19 protein-coding genes are annotated in these 21,157 nt (G+C 43.9%); 7 read left to right on the forward strand and 12 right to left on the reverse strand.

The genetic code is table 11. The features are described from left to right. Positions 1–12: 12 nt before the first annotated feature. The gene (gene rlmD / locus ACHUFM_RS15150) at positions 13–1,419 is read right to left on the reverse strand and encodes a 23S rRNA (uracil(1939)-C(5))-methyltransferase RlmD (protein WP_394183221.1); all 1,407 of its coding nucleotides are present in this window, start codon (positions 1,417–1,419) and stop codon (positions 13–15) included. Further along, positions 1,412–2,302, reverse strand: coding sequence for a cysteine synthase CysM (gene cysM / locus ACHUFM_RS15155; protein WP_394183222.1), 891 nt, complete (start codon positions 2,300–2,302; stop codon positions 1,412–1,414). Before cysM ends, rlmD begins: the two co-directional genes overlap by 8 nt. A gap of 140 nt (positions 2,303–2,442) precedes the next feature. Between cysM and ACHUFM_RS15160 the strand changes: the two genes are divergently transcribed. Both ACHUFM_RS15160 and ACHUFM_RS15165 read left to right on the forward strand, forming a co-directional pair. Beyond that, on the forward strand, positions 2,443–2,664 hold the full coding sequence (locus ACHUFM_RS15160) for a hypothetical protein (protein WP_394183223.1): 222 nt from the start codon (positions 2,443–2,445) through the stop codon (positions 2,662–2,664). 20 nt (positions 2,665–2,684) lie between these two features. After that, entirely contained in the window at positions 2,685–5,465 is a 2,781-nt protein-coding gene (locus ACHUFM_RS15165; protein ID WP_394183224.1) for a response regulator, read from the forward strand. Here ACHUFM_RS15165 and acpS read toward each other — a convergent pair. From acpS to glgC, 8 genes are all read right to left on the reverse strand, one after another. Next, positions 5,446–5,829 (reverse strand): holo-ACP synthase, encoded by a 384-nt coding sequence (acpS, locus tag ACHUFM_RS15170; protein WP_394183225.1) that lies wholly within the window; start codon positions 5,827–5,829, stop codon positions 5,446–5,448. The genes ACHUFM_RS15165 and acpS overlap by 20 nt on opposite strands. Before the next feature lie 30 nt (positions 5,830–5,859). Continuing rightward, a complete protein-coding gene (gene recO / locus ACHUFM_RS15175) occupies positions 5,860–6,594 on the reverse strand; it encodes a DNA repair protein RecO (protein WP_394183226.1) in 735 nt (244 codons plus the stop codon). A gap of 5 nt (positions 6,595–6,599) precedes the next feature. Beyond that, the gene (gene era / locus ACHUFM_RS15180; protein WP_113873632.1) at positions 6,600–7,502 is read right to left on the reverse strand and encodes a GTPase Era; all 903 of its coding nucleotides are present in this window, start codon (positions 7,500–7,502) and stop codon (positions 6,600–6,602) included. After that, a complete protein-coding gene (gene rnc / locus ACHUFM_RS15185; protein ID WP_394183227.1) occupies positions 7,495–8,178 on the reverse strand; it encodes a ribonuclease III in 684 nt (227 codons plus the stop codon). Before rnc ends, era begins: the two co-directional genes overlap by 8 nt. Positions 8,179–8,193: 15 nt before the next feature. Next, the gene (gene lepB / locus ACHUFM_RS15190; protein WP_394183228.1) at positions 8,194–9,018 is read right to left on the reverse strand and encodes a signal peptidase I; all 825 of its coding nucleotides are present in this window, start codon (positions 9,016–9,018) and stop codon (positions 8,194–8,196) included. A gap of 46 nt (positions 9,019–9,064) precedes the next feature. Continuing rightward, complete coding sequence (lepA, locus tag ACHUFM_RS15195) at positions 9,065–10,870, reverse strand: translation elongation factor 4 (protein WP_394183229.1); 1,806 nt, start codon at positions 10,868–10,870, stop codon at positions 9,065–9,067. A 191-nt stretch (positions 10,871–11,061) separates the two neighbouring features. After that, complete coding sequence (locus ACHUFM_RS15200) at positions 11,062–11,694, reverse strand: riboflavin synthase (RefSeq protein WP_063333875.1); 633 nt, start codon at positions 11,692–11,694, stop codon at positions 11,062–11,064. Positions 11,695–11,947: 253 nt separating this feature from the next. Continuing rightward, the gene (gene glgC, locus ACHUFM_RS15205) at positions 11,948–13,198 is read right to left on the reverse strand and encodes a glucose-1-phosphate adenylyltransferase (RefSeq protein WP_394183230.1); all 1,251 of its coding nucleotides are present in this window, start codon (positions 13,196–13,198) and stop codon (positions 11,948–11,950) included. A gap of 91 nt (positions 13,199–13,289) precedes the next feature. On the opposite strand from glgC, the gene glgA reads away from it, so the two are divergent. Then, positions 13,290–14,720 (forward strand): glycogen synthase GlgA, encoded by a 1,431-nt coding sequence (glgA, locus tag ACHUFM_RS15210; protein WP_394183231.1) that lies wholly within the window; start codon positions 13,290–13,292, stop codon positions 14,718–14,720. On the opposite strand, the gene ACHUFM_RS15215 is transcribed toward glgA, so the two are convergent. Both ACHUFM_RS15215 and ACHUFM_RS15220 read right to left on the reverse strand, forming a co-directional pair. Then, positions 14,709–15,536 (reverse strand): substrate-binding periplasmic protein, encoded by an 828-nt coding sequence (locus ACHUFM_RS15215; protein WP_394183232.1) that lies wholly within the window; start codon positions 15,534–15,536, stop codon positions 14,709–14,711. The genes glgA and ACHUFM_RS15215 overlap by 12 nt on opposite strands. 136 nt (positions 15,537–15,672) lie before the next feature. Then, complete coding sequence (locus ACHUFM_RS15220; protein ID WP_394183233.1) at positions 15,673–17,973, reverse strand: transglycosylase domain-containing protein; 2,301 nt, start codon at positions 17,971–17,973, stop codon at positions 15,673–15,675. Positions 17,974–18,201: 228 nt separating this feature from the next. On the opposite strand from ACHUFM_RS15220, the gene ACHUFM_RS15225 reads away from it, so the two are divergent. From ACHUFM_RS15225 to modC, 4 genes are read left to right on the forward strand one after another with little or no spacing between them, the layout of a single operon-like run. Further along, positions 18,202–18,528 (forward strand): Rieske (2Fe-2S) protein, encoded by a 327-nt coding sequence (locus ACHUFM_RS15225; protein WP_394183234.1) that lies wholly within the window; start codon positions 18,202–18,204, stop codon positions 18,526–18,528. Between the two features lie 42 nt (positions 18,529–18,570). Then, a complete protein-coding gene (gene modA / locus ACHUFM_RS15230) occupies positions 18,571–19,359 on the forward strand; it encodes a molybdate ABC transporter substrate-binding protein (RefSeq protein WP_394183235.1) in 789 nt (262 codons plus the stop codon). Positions 19,360–19,365: 6 nt separating this feature from the next. Beyond that, complete coding sequence (gene modB / locus ACHUFM_RS15235; RefSeq protein WP_394183236.1) at positions 19,366–20,064, forward strand: molybdate ABC transporter permease subunit; 699 nt, start codon at positions 19,366–19,368, stop codon at positions 20,062–20,064. Continuing rightward, positions 20,064–21,155: a molybdenum ABC transporter ATP-binding protein gene (gene modC, locus ACHUFM_RS15240; RefSeq protein WP_394183237.1), complete on the forward strand. Its 1,092-nt coding sequence runs from the start codon at positions 20,064–20,066 to the stop codon at positions 21,153–21,155. Before modB ends, modC begins: the two co-directional genes overlap by 1 nt. Positions 21,156–21,157: the final 2 nt, after the last annotated feature.

A 21,157-nucleotide genomic window follows, 5' to 3' on the forward strand; every position in this document is an offset into this window, starting at 1 on the left:
CCGTCCTTCAATTCACTTTTGCTTTTGCAATAGCATCATGGTTTCCACATGTGACGTTTGCGGAAACATGTCCATTAATCCCGCTCGCACTACCTTGTAGCCATTTGACACTAAATACTCGGCGTCTCTCGCCAAAGTAGAAGCATTGCAAGAAACATACAAGATTTGCTGTGGCGCGATATGAATAATGGTATCTAAAAACTCAAACGCTCCGGCTCGCGGTGGATCAAGCAATATCTTATTAATTTTTGGGGTTGAAAACTGCCCTGCGACAGGCTGTGTTAAATCCGCCGCCACAAAGGTCAGATTATCCAAACCATTCAAGCTGGCATTATGTCGACCAGCTTGAACCATTGATTCCTGTAACTCGACGCCGATTACACTGCCAGCAAGTTGGGCTAATGGCAAAGAAAAATTCCCAACCCCACAGAACAAATCCAACACAGCATCCTCTTTCTGAGGCGCCAACCAAGCCATAGCTTGCGCTACCATCTTTTGATTCATCACCTCATTTACTTGAATAAAGTCTTGAGGATGATATTTCAAGCGCAAATTTCCCATATCATAATAGCGCATTTGCTCTTCTGTCAGATCCGCTCTGCTCGCTTTTGGTGCCTGCCAATGTAAATTCACACCCTGCTGTTGTGCCCAATCAAGATAAGCCTGTTGTTGAATGGTAGTAATGTCAGACACTAGACGCAGTAGTACAGACAAACCTTTGCTGTCTTCTAACAACTCAATATGGCCAAGCGACGATAGAATAGGATACTGCTTCAAACACGCTTTAAGGGAAACGAATAAGGCTTGTAATGATGGTGTTAAGACATGACATTGCTCAATATCAACAACTCGATTAGAGGCTTTACCGCGAAAGCCAAGGGTCAGTGTATTTTTTTTATGATCAATCGCGAGGCGAGCTCGACGACGATAGCCTGAGCTCACATCAAATAAACACTCAATTTGCTCTTTTGGTAGTACGTTTCTTAATTGCCCGGCCAACCAGTGCTGTTTAGCAACGCGTTGTTTGGACACCGCTAAATGCTGGAAACTGCAGCCACCACAATCACCAAAATGCTGGCAAGTTGGCGACACACGATCATCACTGATTTCAACAAGGGTATTCAAAATGGCTTCGTCAAAACGACGACCTGGTTTTGTTACCTGAGCGGTGACTGTCTCCCCAGGTAACGCCCCTTCAATAAAGGTGACTTTGCCGTTAAGGCGAGCGACCCCTTTCGCCTCATGAGTCAAACCATCAATTTGATAGGTCTGTATTGGCCCTAACGAGGCTTTTTTAATCGGGCGACGGGCTGAATTTCTTCTTCTCAAGATGCGTTCTCGATTGGCAGTAAAATGGATATTTGGTCCGCATTCTAACGTATCTGAGCAAAGATCAACATGACAACTTTTGTTAATCAAACACACCTGTCGACAAATATCGATCTCCTCGATCGCACACAATGGCCACGATCACAGCATCATTTAACTGCTCAGATAACGCCATTGCCATCGCTACAGAACCACCAGATGAGACACCACAAAAAATCCCTTCCTCCTTCGCCAAACGACGCATGGTTTGTTCCGCATCTTGCTGGGACACATCCATCACAGTATCCACTCGTGTATCGTCGAAAATAGACGGCAGATACTCTTTGGGCCAACGTCGTATGCCTGGAATACTAGCACCATCTTGTGGCTGCAATCCTATTATCTGAATCTGATCACTCTGCTCTTTCAAATACTGAGAGACTCCCATAATCGTTCCTGTGGTGCCCATGGAACTGACAAAATGCGTAACCGTGCCCTGTGTTTGCTGCCAAATTTCCGGCCCAGTTGACAGGTAATGGGCATTGGGATTGTCTTGATTTGCAAACTGATTAAGCACTTTACCAATGCCTTGATCCTGCATCTCTTGAGCCAAATCTCTGGCTCTTTCCATGCCCTCTTGTTTGCTAACCAAGTGCAACACTGCCCCATATGCTGCCATCGCAGACTTGCGCTCTTGGCTCATATTATCAGGCATAATCAAGTGCATTTTATAACCTTTAATGGCTGCCGCCATCGCCAATGCAATGCCAGTATTTCCACTGGTCGCCTCAATTAAACTGTCGCCCGGTTTAATTTCACCCCGTCGCTCAGCCTGCAAAATCATATTCAAGGCTGGACGATCTTTTACCGAACCGGCAGGGTTTTGTCCTTCCAGTTTTAGCAGTATGGTATTGTTAGGATTTGGATTGATTCTTTGTAGACGTACCAAAGGGGTTTGCCCAATCAAAGACTCGATAGTTGGATACTCGATCATATAAAAACTTCATTGACATTAATTACGGACAGCATAACACTTAACTCATTATTGAGCCTATTTAAGACCACTTGCTAGCAAGAGTACAATAAGAAAGCGTTATAAACTTAGTCTCAACCACTCAATGATAAGGCAAGCACATGAGCTACCAACATATTTTTTCGGTTTTCACTCTTGTAATACTGCTCAGTGCCTGTGAACAAAATGAGAATATAACCACTAACTTAAGCAATTTAGAGCTAAGAACCCAATGGCGTCAGTGCCTTTATGACTCAGCGAAAAAAAGCGACGACAAAGCCTGTCAGCAGTACCAAGAAGAATGTGAAAAACGCCAAGCTACTGACAACTTTGCCTGTTATTAGTCAATAAAAAATAGGACCCCATGATTAACATTCGTTTACCAAAACTTCAGCTAAACCATGACAACAAACTGTTTTGGTCTTTATTTTCACCTGTTTTTGGTATTTCTATTATCACGTGCGCATTCTTAATCTTCAGCCGCTTTAATGACCTTGACGATAATCTTTATCAACGTACGCAACACATCACTGAACAAGTCGCCACCACCAGCGAATACGCAATCGTATTTTCAGACCAAAATATGATGTATCGAATTTTACAGAATGCGCTCAGCAACCAATATATAAGCAGCGTTCAATTGTTTAACAGTGAACAAAAAATTATCGCCGAACTGGGTACAGAGTTTGTCGTAAAATCAACCAACTTCCCAAACCGCAGCGAAATACAAACATTTCCTGATCATTTTATTTCCATTAGTGCAGTTCATTACAACAACAACGCATTGGATGGCGCATTTAATCCACAATCGGACTTATTTGGCCCAGTAAGCCAACAAAACCTCATTGGCTGGGTCAAAATTCAAGCCGATACCGCACTAGTTCAAATCAAAAAGTATCAATATGCTAGCTTAGTTCTATTAGTTTTCTTTGCCTTCAATTTAGGCAGTGGACTCATTTTCTTACGCATCACCAAACAATTGATACTGCCCGTTAAAAATGTCGAAAGCACTTTGAACAAACTGGCAAAAGAACAATTTTCTGCGGCAAAACTGTTGCGCCTCCCAGCAGAATATCAATCTCTGCAAAAAGATTTGTTGTTTCTAACAGAGCGACTTGAACACAACAAGCATGAAATGAATGCTGGGATCGAACAAGCAACAGAAGACCTTCGCCGAAGCATGGACAGTATGGAAGAAAAAAGTGCCCAATTACACATTGCCAACCGAGAAGCAATGGAATCCAATCGCCTAAAATCTCAGTTTCTCGCCAATATCAGCCATGAAGTCAGAACCCCTTTAAATGCCATCTTGGGATATACCAAGACCCTACAAAAAGGCATCAAGGACCCACAACATAAACTGTATATCGATACCATTGAACAATCGACAAACAGTTTGCTCGCCATCATTGGCGATATCTTAGACTTTTCCAAAATAGAAGCGGGAAAATTAAGCTTAGAAAGCAATCACTTTAACCTTCGAGCTTTAATCGATGATGTTTACCAAACCCTGAGCATCAACCTGCTAACCAAAGAAAAGCAGATTGATCTGGTGACAGAATACGATGTACAACTGCCAGAATGGATCATTGGAGACAGCACTCGCATTCGCCAGATCCTCACCAACCTAATTGGTAATGCTATTAAGTTTACCCATCAAGGCTCAGTCAAAACTAAAGTATCTTGTCAGGCCCAATCTGATAATAAGCTAACCCTACTATTCCAAATCGTCGACACCGGCATTGGTATCCCAGAACATAAAATTGATCGTCTTTTTAAACCATTCTCACAAGTAGACACCAGCACAACACGACAGTTTGGCGGCACAGGACTAGGGCTAGTAATCAGTAAAAAATTGGTTGAGCAAATGCAAGGAAAAATCGAGGTCAGCAGCGATCCAAGCATTGGCTCTACATTTCGCTTCTCTCTTTGTCTACAAGCTTCTGGGAACCTAATGAATCAAAAAGACTCATTAGACCGACATATCATTCTACTCGAACCTAGCAGCACCTATCGAGCTCATCTAACCAGCTATTTACATAGCATCGGGGTTAAAACCACCCGTTGTAGTGACATCGAACAATTGATTTCCGCTCTGCATGAAAAGGCCAGCACTGTTGACGGTATTATGCTGAGCTTAGGACCAGAAGAAAGCAGCGTAGAAGAAACAAAAGAATTGATTAGTTATGCTGGTCAACACTTTGCCATACCCTGCATTGTCATGATTCAACCTCCTAGAAGCATCACCCAAAATCCAGAGCTCAAGGCTCTTGCTAGCGAAATGCTACTCAAACCAGTCAGCCATGATCGCCTTTATAAAGCATTACAACAAATCAACCAAAGAGGGATTCAAGGTGAGGATGACATTAGCCCTGTTATTGAATCAAATCAGACGCGTAAAGGCCTTAGAATCTTGGCAGTAGACGATGCGCCAATCAATTTACAACTGCTCAGTCATTGGTTACAACCACACGGCATCGACGTTACGTTAGCCTATAGTGGTCAGCAAGCCTTGGCATTAGCATCTGAGCAAGCATTTGACCTCATTTTCATGGATATCCAGATGCCAGAAATGGATGGCATGGAGACTACTCAACAATTACGACAATTAAACGCCTATCAAAACACACCAATCATTGCCCTAACGGCACACGCCCTTGGTTCAGAGCAACAACAAATTCTCGCCAGTGGCATGAATGCTTACTTAACTAAACCCATTGATGAAGAAGTATTGTTTCGCACCATAGACGAGTGGTGCTCTAATACCAAAACCTTCCAGCAACAAGTTGATGCCACATTAGTGAATATTTTCGACATGCAAAAAGCCTTAGACATCGTCAATGGTAAAGCAGACATCGCTAAAGAAATGTTTACCATGTTGGCCGACTCACTAGACAACGAAAAAAAGCTAATTCAGCATCACTTAGAACACCAAGACACGGAAAAGCTCATTGAAGTAGTTCACCGAATTCACGGTGCATCTAAATACACTGGTACCTTTAATATTGCGCGTCATGCTGGCTTTTTAGAAACACACTTAAAAGAACTTGGCATGGAAGATGTAGAAGGCGTAGCGGAAGATTTCATTCACGCCATTGATGATCTGCTAAATCATAGAGATCTGATTACTTGGTCTCAAGAATAACAAAAGCCTGCGCATAAGCACGCTCATCCGTTAAGCTTAAATGCCACACCACTGGGTGCTCAAAACGCACAGAAATACTATCGTCCACCTCTAAAAAAGGCTGACCAGAAGGTAGGTTAATCACAGTAAAATGCTGAAAGCTGACACCAGAACCAATGCCTGTTCCCAAAGCCTTCACCGCCGCTTCTTTCGCAGCAAAGCGTTTTGCCACATAAGCATTGGCTTGATCTGGATGAGAAATAGCCTGCCAACGTTGCTTCTCTTGTGCGGTTAGAATGCGATCGACAAATCGCTCACCCAAACGCGCCACAGAATCAGCAATACGTTCAATTTCAACCAAATCAGTTCCAACACCTAAAATCACAACGCTACCCTTATCGTTAAAACGCCCTTACTAGGCTCGAAATACTGGCACACCTAAATGTAACTCGCCATTGAATGAGGTGGCTGGCAGCAACTCACGAGACACTACCGGCTTACCATTTAACAAACCATCTAACCAATGCCGATGCAATACCTTTGCTAAGCTTAAAACCTGTTTATTACGCCATGCACCAACGTGATATTGTAATGCCACTTGTCCTTCAACGAAGAGAATCGGGGCTTGCTTCAATATCTCACCATGATAAGGACGTAAACCGAATTGACCATGAAACTGATACATCTGCTTCGCGTCCAACGGTTCACCACGCCCCGTCACCCCCATACTAATGCTCGACCCCAAGTCAGCAAACAGCCCCACTTCAAAACGCCTTAACAAAGGCGCTATGGGCGCACCAGCATGCAAATTTTCAATCAGCCATTGGTATAAAGCATAGACATCTGGAAGAGGCAAATTGGTCGGTAACAGCTTCTCTAGCAATTCATGGACATACAAAGCCGCGTACAAATTGAGCCCTTCAAGTGAACTTGGGGCAGACAGAGACTCCAAGCTTTTGATCGTCTTTAAGTCACTGCGTCCCACATACTCCAGCTCATAACGCAAAAAAGGCCCAGGTAAGACCCGAGCCTCTTTTTTTGGTAATCGCCAAACACCGCGCATCAACCCCTGTTCTTCGGTCAATAGGTCAACCAACACCTTATTGTCCTGAAACGGACGAGTATGAATGACATACCCATTAGCGCGCATCCGACTTATTCTTCCTGATAACCCAGACTGGCTAAAGCACGCTCATCATCAGACCAACCAGAACGCACTTTAATCCATAAATTCAACATCACTTTATGTTGAAACAACTCTTCCATATCAATACGAGCTTCTTTACCAATAAGCTTAATCTTTTCTCCACGATCACCAATGATGATGCGCTTTTGACCATTGCGTTCAACCAAAATCAAGGCACTAATATGAATCGCAGACTCTTCGTAAACAAACTCTTCAATTTGTACCGCCACTTCATAGGGCACTTCCTGGCCCAATTGACGGGTAATTTTTTCACGGACGATTTCAGCTGCTAAGAAACGCGAACTGCGATTGGTGATTTGATCTTCTGGGTAATACTGCATTCCCTCTGGAATATAGCTTTCCACTAAACGCTCAAGTCGATCTAGATTTTTATTTCGCAGTGCTGAGATCGGCACAATTTGAGCAAAGTCCATGCGTTCAGATAAATTCGCCAAACGAGGCAGCAACTCGTCTTTCTGATCCAGCTGATCGACTTTATTGACCACCAAGACCACAGGACAAGAGGCAAACTTTACCTTTTGTAAGACGGATTCGTCTTCCTCGGTCCAACGATCTGCGTCCACTACAAATAACACCAAATCCACATCTTTCAATGCTGCAGTCGCAGTCCGATTCATAATGCGATTAATGGCTTTGGTTTCCCCCAAATGCAATCCAGGAGTGTCCACATAAATGGCCTGAATATGCCCCTCGGTTTTCACACCGAGAATCTGATCTCGCGTGGTCTGTGGCTTACGAGAGGTAATAGAGAGTTTTTGCCCTAGAATATGGTTAAGCAGGGTCGATTTGCCCACATTCGGGCGGCCAACTATGGCAATATAACCACAATGGGTTACTTCAACATCAGACATTCACTTTTTCCAACTTTTCTAGGGCTTTGGCCGCTGCATTTTGTTCAGCGATACGACGACTGTTACCACAACCTTCTATCGCGTCATCACACAATTCAATATGACAATGAACATGAAACGTTTGATCATGAGGTTCACCAACAATATCCACAACATCGTATTGAGGCAGAGCATGTTTTCTGGCTTGCAAGTATTCTTGCAAACGTGTTTTGGCGTCTTTCGTCACCACTTTCAGCGAGGTCGCATTCAAACGATCTTTGTACCAAGCTAAAATATGTTGACGACAAACGTCCATGCCAGCATCTAAATACATAGCGCCGATAATACCTTCAACACTGTCGGCTAAAATTGAGTCACGACGAAAACCACCACTCTTCAACTCACCAGCACCCAACTTCAAAAAGTCTCCAAGCTGAAATTCACGCGCTAATTCAGCCAAGGTATCCCCTTTAACCAATGAGGCACGTAAGCGACTTAATTCTCCTTCCTTGGCTTTTGGAAAACGATGAAACAAGTCTTCCGCTATCACATAATTGAGAATCGAATCACCTAAGAACTCAAGGCGCTCATTGTTTTTCCCGCCATAACTGCGGTGTGTCAGCGCCAGTTCAAGCAATCCAAGGTCGGCAAAAAAGTAGCCTATGCGCCGACACAACTTCTGATACAGTGAACTCAAAATGTCTCCAATTATTTATTCAATTAAACCGTTATTTTTAAAACTTGGGATACTGAAAAAATCGTCCCAATGAAGCCACACATAAAATGCACGCCCCTTCATATTTTCTTCTGGCACAAAGCCCCAGAAGCGACTATCTGCGCTGTTATCGCGGTTATCACCCATCACAAAATAATGACCTTCCGGAACAACCCAATTACCTTCATGTGGTGTGTTGCGATTACTATTATAGATATCGTGCTCAACTCCACCTAAGTTTTCCTTAAATAAAGTAACTGGCTCTCTATTCGGATTGAGCGAAATAGGCAAAGCGGCCAAAAACGCTTTACTGACCTGCTGACCATTCACCGTTAACACCTTATCGTGATAGCGGATCTTGTCACCAGGCAAACCAACCAAACGCTTAATGTAGTTTAGACTAGGATCCAAAGGATATTTAAACACCACCACATCGCCACGCTTCGGTTCAGACGTTGGGATTAATGTGGTATTGGTAACAGGCAAGCGCAAGCCATAATCAAACTTATTCACCAGAATGAAATCGCCGATCTGCAACGTCGGTAACATAGATCCTGATGGGATTTGAAACGGTTCAACCACAAACGAGCGCAAGCCAAATATCACCGCGATAATCACAAAGTAAGATTTGACCTCAGATACCAGCTTAGGCGTATCAGCCAAACGTTCTTTGGCTTCTTTACTTATGGCCTTTTGCGCCGCTTGATCCATACCAGACAAAATCTGTTTACGCTTTGGCGCAAACACAATACGGTCATATACCCAGAAAGCACCAGTAACCAAAAAGGCAACGGCCAGTATCAACTCAAAATCAAAACCCATACAACATTACTCCACCGAGATGCTCACGCATCGATTTGGTTTTTTATTAGCTGTCCAGCTGCAAAACCGCAAGGAAAGCAGATTGTGGCACTTCCACATTACCGACCTGCTTCATGCGTTTTTTACCTTCTTTCTGCTTCTGTAACAATTTTTTCTTACGACTCACATCACCACCGTAACATTTTGCTGTTACATTTTTGCGCATGGCTTTTACGGTCGTACGTGAAATCACTTTTGCTCCAACCGCACCTTGAATCGCCACATCAAACATTTGACGTGGAATCAAATCTTTCATTTTTTCACACAAAGCACGCCCTTTAGATTGAACGTTATCCTTGTGCATAATCAAAGCCAAAGCATCGACACGCTCGCCATTGATCAAGATGTCTAAGCGACATAAAGCCGCTGCACTAAAATGCGAGAAGCTATAATCTAAAGAGGCAAAACCACGGCTACAAGATTTCAATTTATCAAAGAAATCCATCACCACTTCGTTCATCGGCAACTCATAACGTAATTGCACCTGACGACCAACATATTGCATGTCTTTTTGAACACCACGTTTTTCCACACAAAGTGTAATAACGTTACCTAAAAACTCTTGCGGTACCAGAATGTTGGCTTCAACAATCGGTTCGCGCATCTCTTTGACCGTTCCCGGGTCAGGCATTTTAGAGGGGCTATCAACATACACCACCTCGCCACTGTTTAACTCAATTTCATACACTACCGTTGGCGCGGTGGTAATCAAATCCAGATCGTATTCACGCTCCAAACGCTCTTGGATGATTTCCATGTGCAACATACCAAGGAAGCCACAACGAAAACCAAATCCTAACGCATCTGAGCTTTCTGGTTCATAAAACAAGGACGCATCATTTAACGTCAACTTGCCTAAGGCAACACGAAAGTCTTCGTAGTCATCTGAGCTAACAGGAAACAAGCCAGCGTAAACTTGTGGTTTTACTTTTTGGAAACCAGACAATTGCTCTACATCAGGAGTAGTGGCATGAGTAATGGTGTCGCCCACTGGCGCCCCATGAATGTCTTTAATACCCGCCACGACATAACCAACTTCACCCGCTTTCAAAACACCGGTTTCCTTACGTTTTGGCGTAAAAATGCCGGCCATGTCTACTGGATGTGCTTGCTTAGTGGATTTAATGAAGATCTTATCTTTCTTACGCAAAGTCCCCTGCTTGATTCGAACCAAAGACACAACGCCTAAGTAGTTATCAAACCATGAGTCAATGATGAGGGCTTGCAATGGAGCGTCCGTATCCCCTTCTGGCGCTGGTATCGTGGACACCAAGCGCTCCAATACGTCTTCAACCCCCATCCCAGTTTTCGCCGAACAAGTCACTGCGTCCATTGCATCAATGCCGATAATTTCTTCAATCTCAGCACTCACTCTTTCGGGTTCTGCTTGCGGCAAATCAATTTTGTTCAAAACTGGCATGACCTCAAGGCCTTGCTCAATGGCAGTATAACAATTGGCAACAGACTGTGCTTCTACACCTTGCGCCGCATCCACTACCAACAAAGCCCCTTCACAAGCGGCCAATGAACGAGAAACCTCATATGAGAAGTCTACGTGCCCTGGAGTATCAATGAAATTTAACTGGTAGGTTTCGCCGTCTTTCGCTTGGTAATCCAAGGTCACACTTTGCGCCTTGATGGTAATACCACGCTCACGTTCAATGTCCATTGAATCAAGTACTTGAGCAGACATTTCACGTTCACTCAAACCTTCGCAGGCTTGAATAAAACGATCCGCCAAAGTGGATTTACCGTGGTCAATGTGGGCGATAATACTAAAATTGCGTATGTGCTTAAGATTGTTTGAAGACACTATTTTCTCACACTATAAAAGCGATATTAAAATGATCATAGGTTGATAAGAAGCCACAAGATAGCCAGTTTCCCACAAGATACTCTCTCGCAAAGCGCATCAAGCCGAGTTATCAACTTATTATCTGGTTAGAATTTGCCGAGCATTCTACCGAAATTCCGCTTAGGACTCCATTGATTTCACGCCTTCCTTCAAGGCAAGACAATGCCTTTCTCTTTTAATACTCGCTCTACCGTATCCACGGTTGCTTGAGTATGAGCGTCAATCTCCAAATTTACCTTATCCCCAACAGACAAGATCGAAAACGTCGTTAATCGCAACGTTTCTGGAATTAAAGACACTTCCAGCCAATCATCACCTATGTCACTAATGGTCAAGCTAGCGCCATTCAATCCCACATAACCCTTATCAAACAAATAGCGTCGCGCATCCACTTCTTGCTGACGATCCGTGACGAAACGAATGTGCACACTTTCCTCTATTTTCTCTATACGAGAAACCGTCACTGACGTCATGATATGGCCCGACATAACGTGACCACCAATTTCATCGCCCATTCTAGCAGCACGTTCAAAATTCACCGTATCACCGACTTGCAATAAGCCAATATTGGTCAAGGCAAGCGTCGTATCAATGACATCGAATGTCAGCACATCATGAGCTATTTCCGCCACCGTTAAGCAAACACCATTGATGGCCACACTGGCCCCCAACTGCTGACTTAACATCACCCCTTCAGGGAACAAGATTTCTAAACGTTTATTTCGACCATCTTGAGTAACCGATTGAACACTTGCCTTGCCTTGAATAATACCTGTAAACATAAGCTCCCCTACTTCTGGTCAGCATAAAAAAGAAACAACATTGCGCAAGATTCATACTTAATTTCGGCACTGAAGAAGAATTGAACACTCCCTCGCAAAGCACGATTTATACTGGCCTCCAATGAGTTATCATTAAGTCACCAATAGGGTTATCCACAGGTTACGGGGATAACCGAAACACGCAAGCTAAACCCTACTAATGCGCCCTAATTTCCACTTTTCAAGCAAGCCGAGGTAACTAATTACGCATTATTCAGCTCAATGCTTCAATCATGGCTTGAGTGACTAAGGTAATGCCATCTTCGTTTCGGTAAAAACGCGCGCTATCTTGTTGTGGGTCTTCGCCAATAACGGTACCTTCAGGAATCTGGCAATCAGAATCCACCACCACCTTGTTCAAGCGACAATGACGACCTATGTCACAGCGCGGCAAAATAACGCACTCATTTACATGAGAATACGAGTTCACGCGCACATTATTGAATAAAATAGATTGCTCCACGGTCGACCCAGAAACAATGCAACCCGCTGATACCACCGAGTTTAAGGCAGTACCAATGCGCTCTTCGTAGTTGTAATTAAACTTCGCTGCCGGCCGTTGATAGTGTGCGGTTCGAATTGGCCAATTCTCATCGTACAAATCCAACTCAGGTACAAGCTTAGTAAGATCCATATTGGCTTCCCAATAAGCTGTTAACGTCCCCACATCACGCCAATAAGCATCTTGTGGATAATTTTCGTTCACCACCACACTATTGGAAAAATGATGCGCTTTAATATGGCTTCGACCAACAAAATAGGGAATTAAATCTTTGCCGAAGTCGTGGCTAGATTCTTTATCTTGCGCATCTGAACACAAGTTCTCAGATAAAAATTTGGTATTAAAGATATAAATCCCCATACTCGCCAAGGACACTTCAGGCTTACCAGGCATAGTTGGAGGATGGACGGGCTTCTCTTCAAAAGCGATGATATTGTCATCTTCATCTACGTGCATGATGCCAAACTGATGCGCTTCTTCCACTGGCACTTCAATGCAAGAAACCGTCACATCAGCACCACTTTCAAGGTGTTCTTTTAACATCAAGCTGTAATCTTGCTTGTAGACATGATCCCCCGCCAAGACCAATATGTATTCACTTTGTAAGTCTCTAATCATGGCCAAATTTTGATAAACAGCATCCGCTGTACCGCGATACCAATCACCTCCCGTTTGTTGTTGAGCCGGCCATAATTCAATGAACTCATTAAAGTCCGAGCGTAGAAAATTCCAGCCTCGTTGCACATGCTGATTCAATGTATGAGATCGATATTGAGTTAATACCGCAATCCGTCGCATACCAGAATTGATGCAATTGGACAGAGGGAAATCGATGATTTTATACTTGCCAGCAATTGGCACAGCTGGCTTAGAGCGTTGATCCGTTAACTGTTTTAACCTAGAACCACGCCCACCTGCTAAGATGATGGATATGGTTTTCATGCACGCTGTATTTAAGTCCATGTGAAGCCCTTTAAAGTGATAAATTACTCTCATCCAAACGTCAGTTAGGTATACTTCAAAAACCTACTACACAAAATAAAGACACCTAACCATGAAAATACTTTTCGCAGCCTCGGAAATTTACCCATTGATCAAAACTGGAGGATTGGCTGATGTCGCAGGATCGTTACCGCTTGCTCTGCGAACAAAGGGTCATGACGTCAAGCTCATCATGCCAGCTTATCAAGGCATATTAGAAAAGGTAGCGCCTATTCAGAAGACTATCAACTTAGGCAACCCATTTGGTGTCGGGGATTTACGCATTCTTGAAACTCACATACCGGAAAATGATACGCCCATTTGGTTAGTTCAATGTCAGGCACTTTATGAGAGAGAGGACGGCCCCTATGTGGATAAAAATGGCCAAGACTTCGAGGATAATCATCTACGCTTTTGCGCCTTTTCTTGGGCGGCAGCCTACCTAGTCAGCAACAGTGAACTAACTGATTGGCAAGCTGATATTCTTCATCTTAATGACTGGCAAACAGGATTTGCAGCGGCCTATTTAGAAAGCTGGGAAAACAAATCTGTCGCCGTCGTGACAACGGTTCACAACTTGCGCTACAACGGTAGTTTCGAGATGCATAAATTTGCCAGCACTCAGCTGTCTACAGAATTGCTCACGATGCAAGGCATGGAGTTCTATGGTCGATTTTCAGGCCTTAAAGCAGGCTTAGTCTATGCCGATGCCATTACCACCGTCAGCCCTTCTTACGCTCAAGAAATCCTCACACCAGAATATGGTGACGGTCTAGACGGCATTCTCAATGTCCTATCCGATAAACTCACAGGCATACTCAATGGTGTCGATTACAATGCTTGGAACCCAGAAATTGATCCCTTGATTCGCCAGACTTACAGTACTACGTCACTACAACAGAAAACCACTAACAAACGGGCACTTTTAGCTGAAAACAATTTATCAACCGATCTAACGAAACCATTATTTGGTGTGGTGAGCCGACTTACAGAGCAGAAAGGCCTTGATCTAATCCTCGAAACACTGCCAACGATACTCGCTCAAGGCGCTCGTTTTGTCTTATTAGGATCAGGGGATAAAACCCTAGAACAAGGATTTATGGCGCTACAACAGCAATTCCCAGAGCAAGTGGCTATTCGTATTGGTTATGACGAAGCCTATTCTCATCGCCTACAAGCTGGATTAGACGTACTCTTGATTCCGTCTCGATTTGAACCTTGTGGTCTTACTCAGCTTTATGCCCTTAAATACGGCACATTACCTCTGGTTCGACAAACAGGTGGGTTGGCTGACACCGTTTTTGAAGAGGGAGAAAAAGCGAACGGCTTCCACTTTCAGGACGCCACAAGCGAGGCCTTACAAGCCTGTTTACAACGCTGTTTAGAAACGTATCATCAACCAGCTATTTGGCATCAAAAACAAATTAACGCCATGCAGTATGACTACAGTTGGGACAAGGTGACTGACCAATGGATTGAATTATATTCGTCTTTAATTCAATAATGCCTGACGATTTTTAAGTGACCAAAGCGCCGCCCCATCAAGCAAGGCTTGCTCCATAAAGCCTTCTTGACTCATATCTCTCAAGGCAACGGCGATTCGATGACGAAGGCTTGGAGTGTTACAAGCAGAGGCTTTTGACAAGGTCAGATATAAACCCTCGCTGCTAATATGAGGCTCAACAGCGTCTAGCTTTTCCGATAATCCTAGTAGTCCTGCGTATGCTTGAGCAGGGCTTTTTTCATAAAGCACATAATCAACACGATTCGTGGCCAACATTTTTAACGCTTGCGCTAAACTGGCTACGGTCAAGATATTGAGATTGGCTTTGGCATAACGATCAAATTGCTCACCAAAGCTATTATTTATCACGGTAACGCCCCAACGGCCTTGTAAATCTTCTTTCCTTTGGAAAGGAAACGGTGTCGCTTTACGTTGCCAAACCACGCTCTGGGTATACAAGAGAACTGGTGTAAAGTAATCCATGTAATCAGCTCGATTACTGGTATAAAACGCGCCAGCCATCAGGTCTACACGACCAGCTTTAACTTCGCTTTGAGCCCTTGACCAAGGTCCCGCATGCTGCAATCGAATTGGCACCTCAATACGACGACTTAATTCATCCATAATGATCCGATTGGCGCCTTGTAATTGAGTTGAATTCTGCTTGTCGCGCCATAAAAAAGGTGGATATTCTGAATTGCCTGTTGCGGTAAGTTCATTACAGGAAGCAAAATTCCCCCCTGCCGCCATACCGCATTGCGACAATGCCATCAACACAAAGCTAGACAAATAAGATAAAACAGCACGTGACGTCATTCAAGACCAGCCTTATCAGGATTTTTTAGCAAGCTTGCCCCCTAACAAATGATAAAAACATATACACAACAATAGCTTACTCTATGGTTATGACAAACAAAAAACAAGAGCAGTCAGATAGGTTTAGATTCATTTATCAAAAAGGCCAAAAACAAGAACTGGATTTCTTCGGCTCTGTACCAAGCACAAACGCCAATGACACTTTGTTGTCACAGCGATCTGCAGCCTTTTCAAACGAATCATTCAATACCTGAAAACGTCCCGCGCCAGAAGGTAAATCGTTAGGAAGTGAAGTTGAATTTACATGACGCGTAAAATCAATCCAGACTTTTTGTGCACCACTGCTACCGGTAATACTAAGAGGGACATTCTCATCATCACCAAGCCAAACTGTGGTTGAGTAATCCCCTGTAATGCCGATGTACCAACTGTCCTTTTGCTGGTTTGTGGTACCGGTTTTCGCAGCAAAGGTTAAATTCGGTAAGGCCGCTTTCGCCGCTCGGGCGGTACCAATTTCAGGCGTTTTGGTCATACCATCTAAGGTGACGGCCAGTATAGCGTCAGTAAAAGGCACATCAGTTTGCCGATTAAAGCGCTTAATCAAGCGATTATTTTGGTCCATGACCGCTAAGACAACGCCTAACTCACTACTTTTCCCTCGCGATGCGATCGGTTGGTATAACCGTGACACTTCAAACGGTGACAACTCAAGAGCGCCCAGAGCCATTGCGGGGTGCATCGTAAAGGGTCGTTTCACCCCCAGCTGTCGTAAAGTGTCGCCCACTCGGTCAAAGCCAATTTGATTCGCTAAAGAAATCGTTGCTAAGTTATAAGACTTGGCCATGGCTTCATATAAGTGAACCTCACCATGAACCCGTCGGTCATAGTTCTCTGGTGCCCAAATATCCCCGCCAACCTTGAAACGTAAACGCTCGTCTTTAATTTTTGTCCACCAGGTATAACGCCCAGTAGCCAATGCTGACAAATACAAAGGGGGTTTCACTAGAGAGCCAATGGGGCGAACAGCACCAAGCGCACGATTAAAGCCAGTGTAATATTGATCACTTGAACCAACAATTGCTCGCACCTGTCCAGAAACACGATCAGTAACCACCATCGCCCCTTGCAACCCTAATAATTGACGATCACCACGTTCAAGATTCGCGACTTGGCGCTGCATCGCTTGGCTAGCCGCACGTTGTGCTCGAATGTCTACCCCAGTGTAAATTTTTAAATTTTCCGTTGCCAAGGTATTTTCATCGAAATCTCGAGACAACTGCATGGCCACTAGGTCTAAATAATCACCGTACACTGAACGTTCACGCTTTTTATCAGCCAAACGAATTGGCTGCTTAATGAGACTCTGATAATCCGCTTGCGACAATCTTCCTTGTCGGTTCAAGACGGACAGTACCACATTACGTCGAGTTTTGGCCCGCTCGGGCGAGCGTTGGGGATTGTACAAAGAAGGCCCTTTCACCATGCCTACCAGCAAAGCAAATTCATCAATGTTTAATTCGTTTAGTGGTCGACCAAAAAAATGCTGACTGGCCGCCGCAAAACCATGTAAGGCGCGATTGCCAATTTGTGCGAGATACACTTCGTTCATGTAAGCGGTTATGATGTCTTGTTTAGAGTAATGGAACTCTAACAATAAGCTCATTATGACTTCTGTGAGCTTACGGGTATAGGTTCGTTCTGAACTTAAGTACATGTTTTTGACAAGCTGCTGAGTCAGCGTAGACCCACCTTGTCGTCGTGAACCATGGGTTAAATTAACCACCAAAGCTCGGGCAATACCGGTTAACGAAATTCCCCAATGCTGGTAGAAATCTTGGTCTTCGACGGCCACCAAAATATCTAACAAAGTTTGTGGGATTTGATCATAGGTTAAAATCTGTCGGCTCTCCGTATTACCCCCATACAAAAAGCCAATACGCTGCGGCTCAATACGAGCTTCGTCTATGGCATCTCCATTCAAGGCATTAATTTGCAATTCCCCACGTTCAAAGGAAAAAATACGACGCTGACTGTCATGAAAGCCCTGATGATCAACATAAGAACGTAAATGCGCGCTGACTTTAGTGCGACTTCGAGCTGCCCACCCGACTTTTTGACTGTTACGTCCAAATCGATAGCCGGTTTCTTCCAACAGGTTTTCTAGGTCAGCTTTTTTCCACGGCGCACCGCTTTTGAGGATGATAGGCGCGCTGTAAACTTCTGATGGGACTTGCCATTTCTGCCCTTCAAAACGGCTAACGACTTGTCCGTTAAGCCACCATACCCAAATAGAAAAAGGCACACTGGCGAAGAGTGCGAAAAGACATCCCCATTTGAACATCCCGCGAAAGACACGCTTCAGGACAGAGGGCTGAGTGTTTTTTTTACGTTTCGTCGAGGACTTACGCGTTGGTTTTTTGGAAGTTTTCTTGGCCATGGGTCGCAAGTATAGGGAGCAAAGCTTGGGCAAGCAACGCTGAAAAATAAACTAACTCAATTCTTGCATATTGACTCAATTAACTTACCGAATTAGAGTCTTCCTACGCAGAAAATAGATTGAGCTGGCATTTCGCTGCGTATTTTTGTTTCAGTTGGTGGTAAATAGAAGCTTGGCTTCCGTTTATTTTAGTCATTCTAATCATTATAAAAATAGTACGGTCATCACGTGTTTCAGAAGCATCTAATACCTAATGCGCAAGACCTACCCGAAGGAAAGGCGCTAACACTAAAAATTGAAAATTACGATTTCTTAGTCACTCGCCAAAAAGGCGAAATTGTGGCCTACGAAAATCGCTGTCCACACCAAAACAAGCCATTACATTGGTCTGATCAAGAGGTTGTCGCCGATGAAGATTATTTAAAATGTCATCATCATGGTGCTCTTTTTTCCCCATTGGATGGCACTTGTATAACCGGCCCTTGTCAAGGTAGCCATTTGAAAAAAGCCACGGTTGGCATTGAGCAAGGTAATTGCTATTTACTTTTGGCTTAAGGGTTTTCTTAAGCCAGCACGCCGCAGGGATAACGAAGCAAGATGAAAAGCGACTCTACTATGACCATCAAGCTTAGCCCCTGTGTTTTCAAAGTCTGTCTCATATTTGCTCTTTTAATCCTTGTCTATCTGCCTTCAACGGTTAAGGCTCAGACCCTTAAACTTGCTGTGGCGTCAAATTTCATTAATCCCATCAAGGTCATTGCGGAAGATTTCCGACAGGAGACAGGGCAAAACTTAAGTTTATCCTTTGGCTCTTCTGGGAAATTATTCGCGCAAATACAACACCTTGCACCTTATGATGTGTTTCTTTCAGCCGATGTTCAAAAGCCTCAAATATTAATAAATAAAGGATTAGCGAAAGCTGACAGCTTTGCGGTTTATGCCAAAGGCAAACTGGCTTTATGGGCACCGTCCTCTCTCATCACGGGCGACATCACTGAGGCATTAAGCATGGCAAACAAAATTGCCATTGCGAATCCTAAACTGGCCCCATATGGAAAAGCGGCGCAACAAAGTTTGCAACACTTAGGCATCTGGTCATTGATCGAACACAAACTCATCACTGGAGAGAACATTGGTCAGACTTATCAATTTGTCCGTTCTGGAAATGTGGCATACGGTTTTGTCGCGTTATCACAAACCCTGAAAGACAGTTCACTAGGCCACATAGTGCCCATTCCAGAAACCTTTCATGAACCGATTCTTCAAGCCGGTGTCATCCTATCCCATTCAGACAAACTTTCCTTAGCGCGAGATTTCATGACATTTTTACTGAGGGCAGATACACAAGCAAAGCTACAGTCATTTGGCTATAACAGTGCGTACTAATACCTTATGATGAACTTTAGCCCAGCCGATCTAACTGCCATCTGGCTCACTTTAAAGTTGGCCAGCATAGTTACCATGCTCTTGCTGATATTCTGTACCCCTATCGCTTGGTGGTTAGCACGAACACACTCTATTTTAAAAGCACCAATCAACGCTTTAATCACCATGCCATTAGTACTACCACCTACCGTATTGGGTTTTTATTTGCTCATATTTCTAAGCCCAAACAGTACATTAGGCAAAATCTTATCTGATTTAGGCGTTGCCTCCTTGCCATTTAGCTTTGCAGGCCTTGTCGTCGCGTCTATGTTGTACTCTCTACCTTTTGTCATGCAGCCACTGCAAAATACCTTTGTTAGTCTTAACGACAAGCATCTGGACGCTGCAGCCACTCTCGGTGCTTCGCCAATGGACCGATTCTTCTCCGTTGTCATACCACTGTCGAAACCAGGATTTATAAGCGCTGCGGTATTGGGATTTGCCCATACAGTAGGAGAGTTTGGCGTTGTCTTGATGATCGGCGGTAATATCCCAGGTGAAACCAAGGTCATTTCCGTGCAAATTTATGATCATGTTGAGGCATTAGAATACCCACAAGCACACACCTTATCTCTAATAATGATGGCTTTTGCGTTTCTCGTCTTATGTCTGCTCTACTTTGCTCAAAGAAACACACATGAGCAACATAAAAAAGGAATCTGGTGATGACTCAGTCGGGCTTGAAGATTCAGTTTAATCAAGTAAAACGCCCCTCCTCAGACTTTGCCTTAGAGTTAAATGTTCAACTCGAACCTTCAGGTGTGACTGCGTTGTTCGGGCCTTCTGGCTCGGGGAAAACAACATTATTACGCTGTATTGCAGGCCTCCAGCCTAACATCCAAGGCCATTTGGAATATGCTGGGCAGACTTGGCAAGATGATCAAACCTTTTTGCCGACACACCAAAGGCCGATTGGTTTCGTTTTTCAAGATACTAGCCTATTTCCTCACCTCACCGTACAGCAAAATCTCCACTTTGCTATCAAGCGAGCGAAACAAAAAAAACAACGCTTTGACTATCAAGATGTGTTGTCTCTAATGAACCTCAAACCTTTACTAGAACGTTATCCAAATCAAATATCAGGTGGGGAGGCGCAACGAGTTGCTATTGCTCGTGCCATGTTGTCACAACCTAGTATACTGTTGATGGATGAGCCTTTATCGGCGTTGGACAACCGTCTAAAGCAAGACATCTTGCCTTACCTAGAAAAAGTCTGCCTAGCGACAGATATCCCAATTTTATACGTTAGCCATTCTCTAGATGAGGTCAGTCGATTAGCGAATCATATTTTAGTGATAGAGCAAGGGAAATTGGTGGAGTCAGGTAAAGCATCAGACCTACTTAGTCAATTAGACTCCTCCTTTGCCAATCACCAAGATGCCAGTGTATTGATCTCTGGAAAGGTCATCGAGCAAAATGCCGACTGGCAGCTATCGACGATTCGTCTTGGTCGCCAGTCGATTGTATTTGCACAAGGAGACGAGGTACTAGGAGAAACGGTTAGGTTGAGAATTCAAGCCAGAGACGTTAGTTTGAGCTTAACCCATTCGGATCAATCCAGCATTCTGAACCGCCTCTCTGCCGTCATTGATGACCTCCAACAGGAAGCCAATAACCCTAGCATGACCCAAGTAAGGTTGTTGATTGACGATACCCCTATAGTGTCCAGAATTACCAGTTTTTCAGCTCAAAAATTAGGTTTGTCTATCGGTATGTCAGTGATCGCTCAAATTAAATCTGTTGCCTTATGTCGCTAAAT

The organism is Marinomonas posidonica, assembly GCF_043643765.1.
Classification (GTDB): Bacteria; Pseudomonadota; Gammaproteobacteria; order Pseudomonadales; family Marinomonadaceae; genus Marinomonas; species Marinomonas posidonica_A.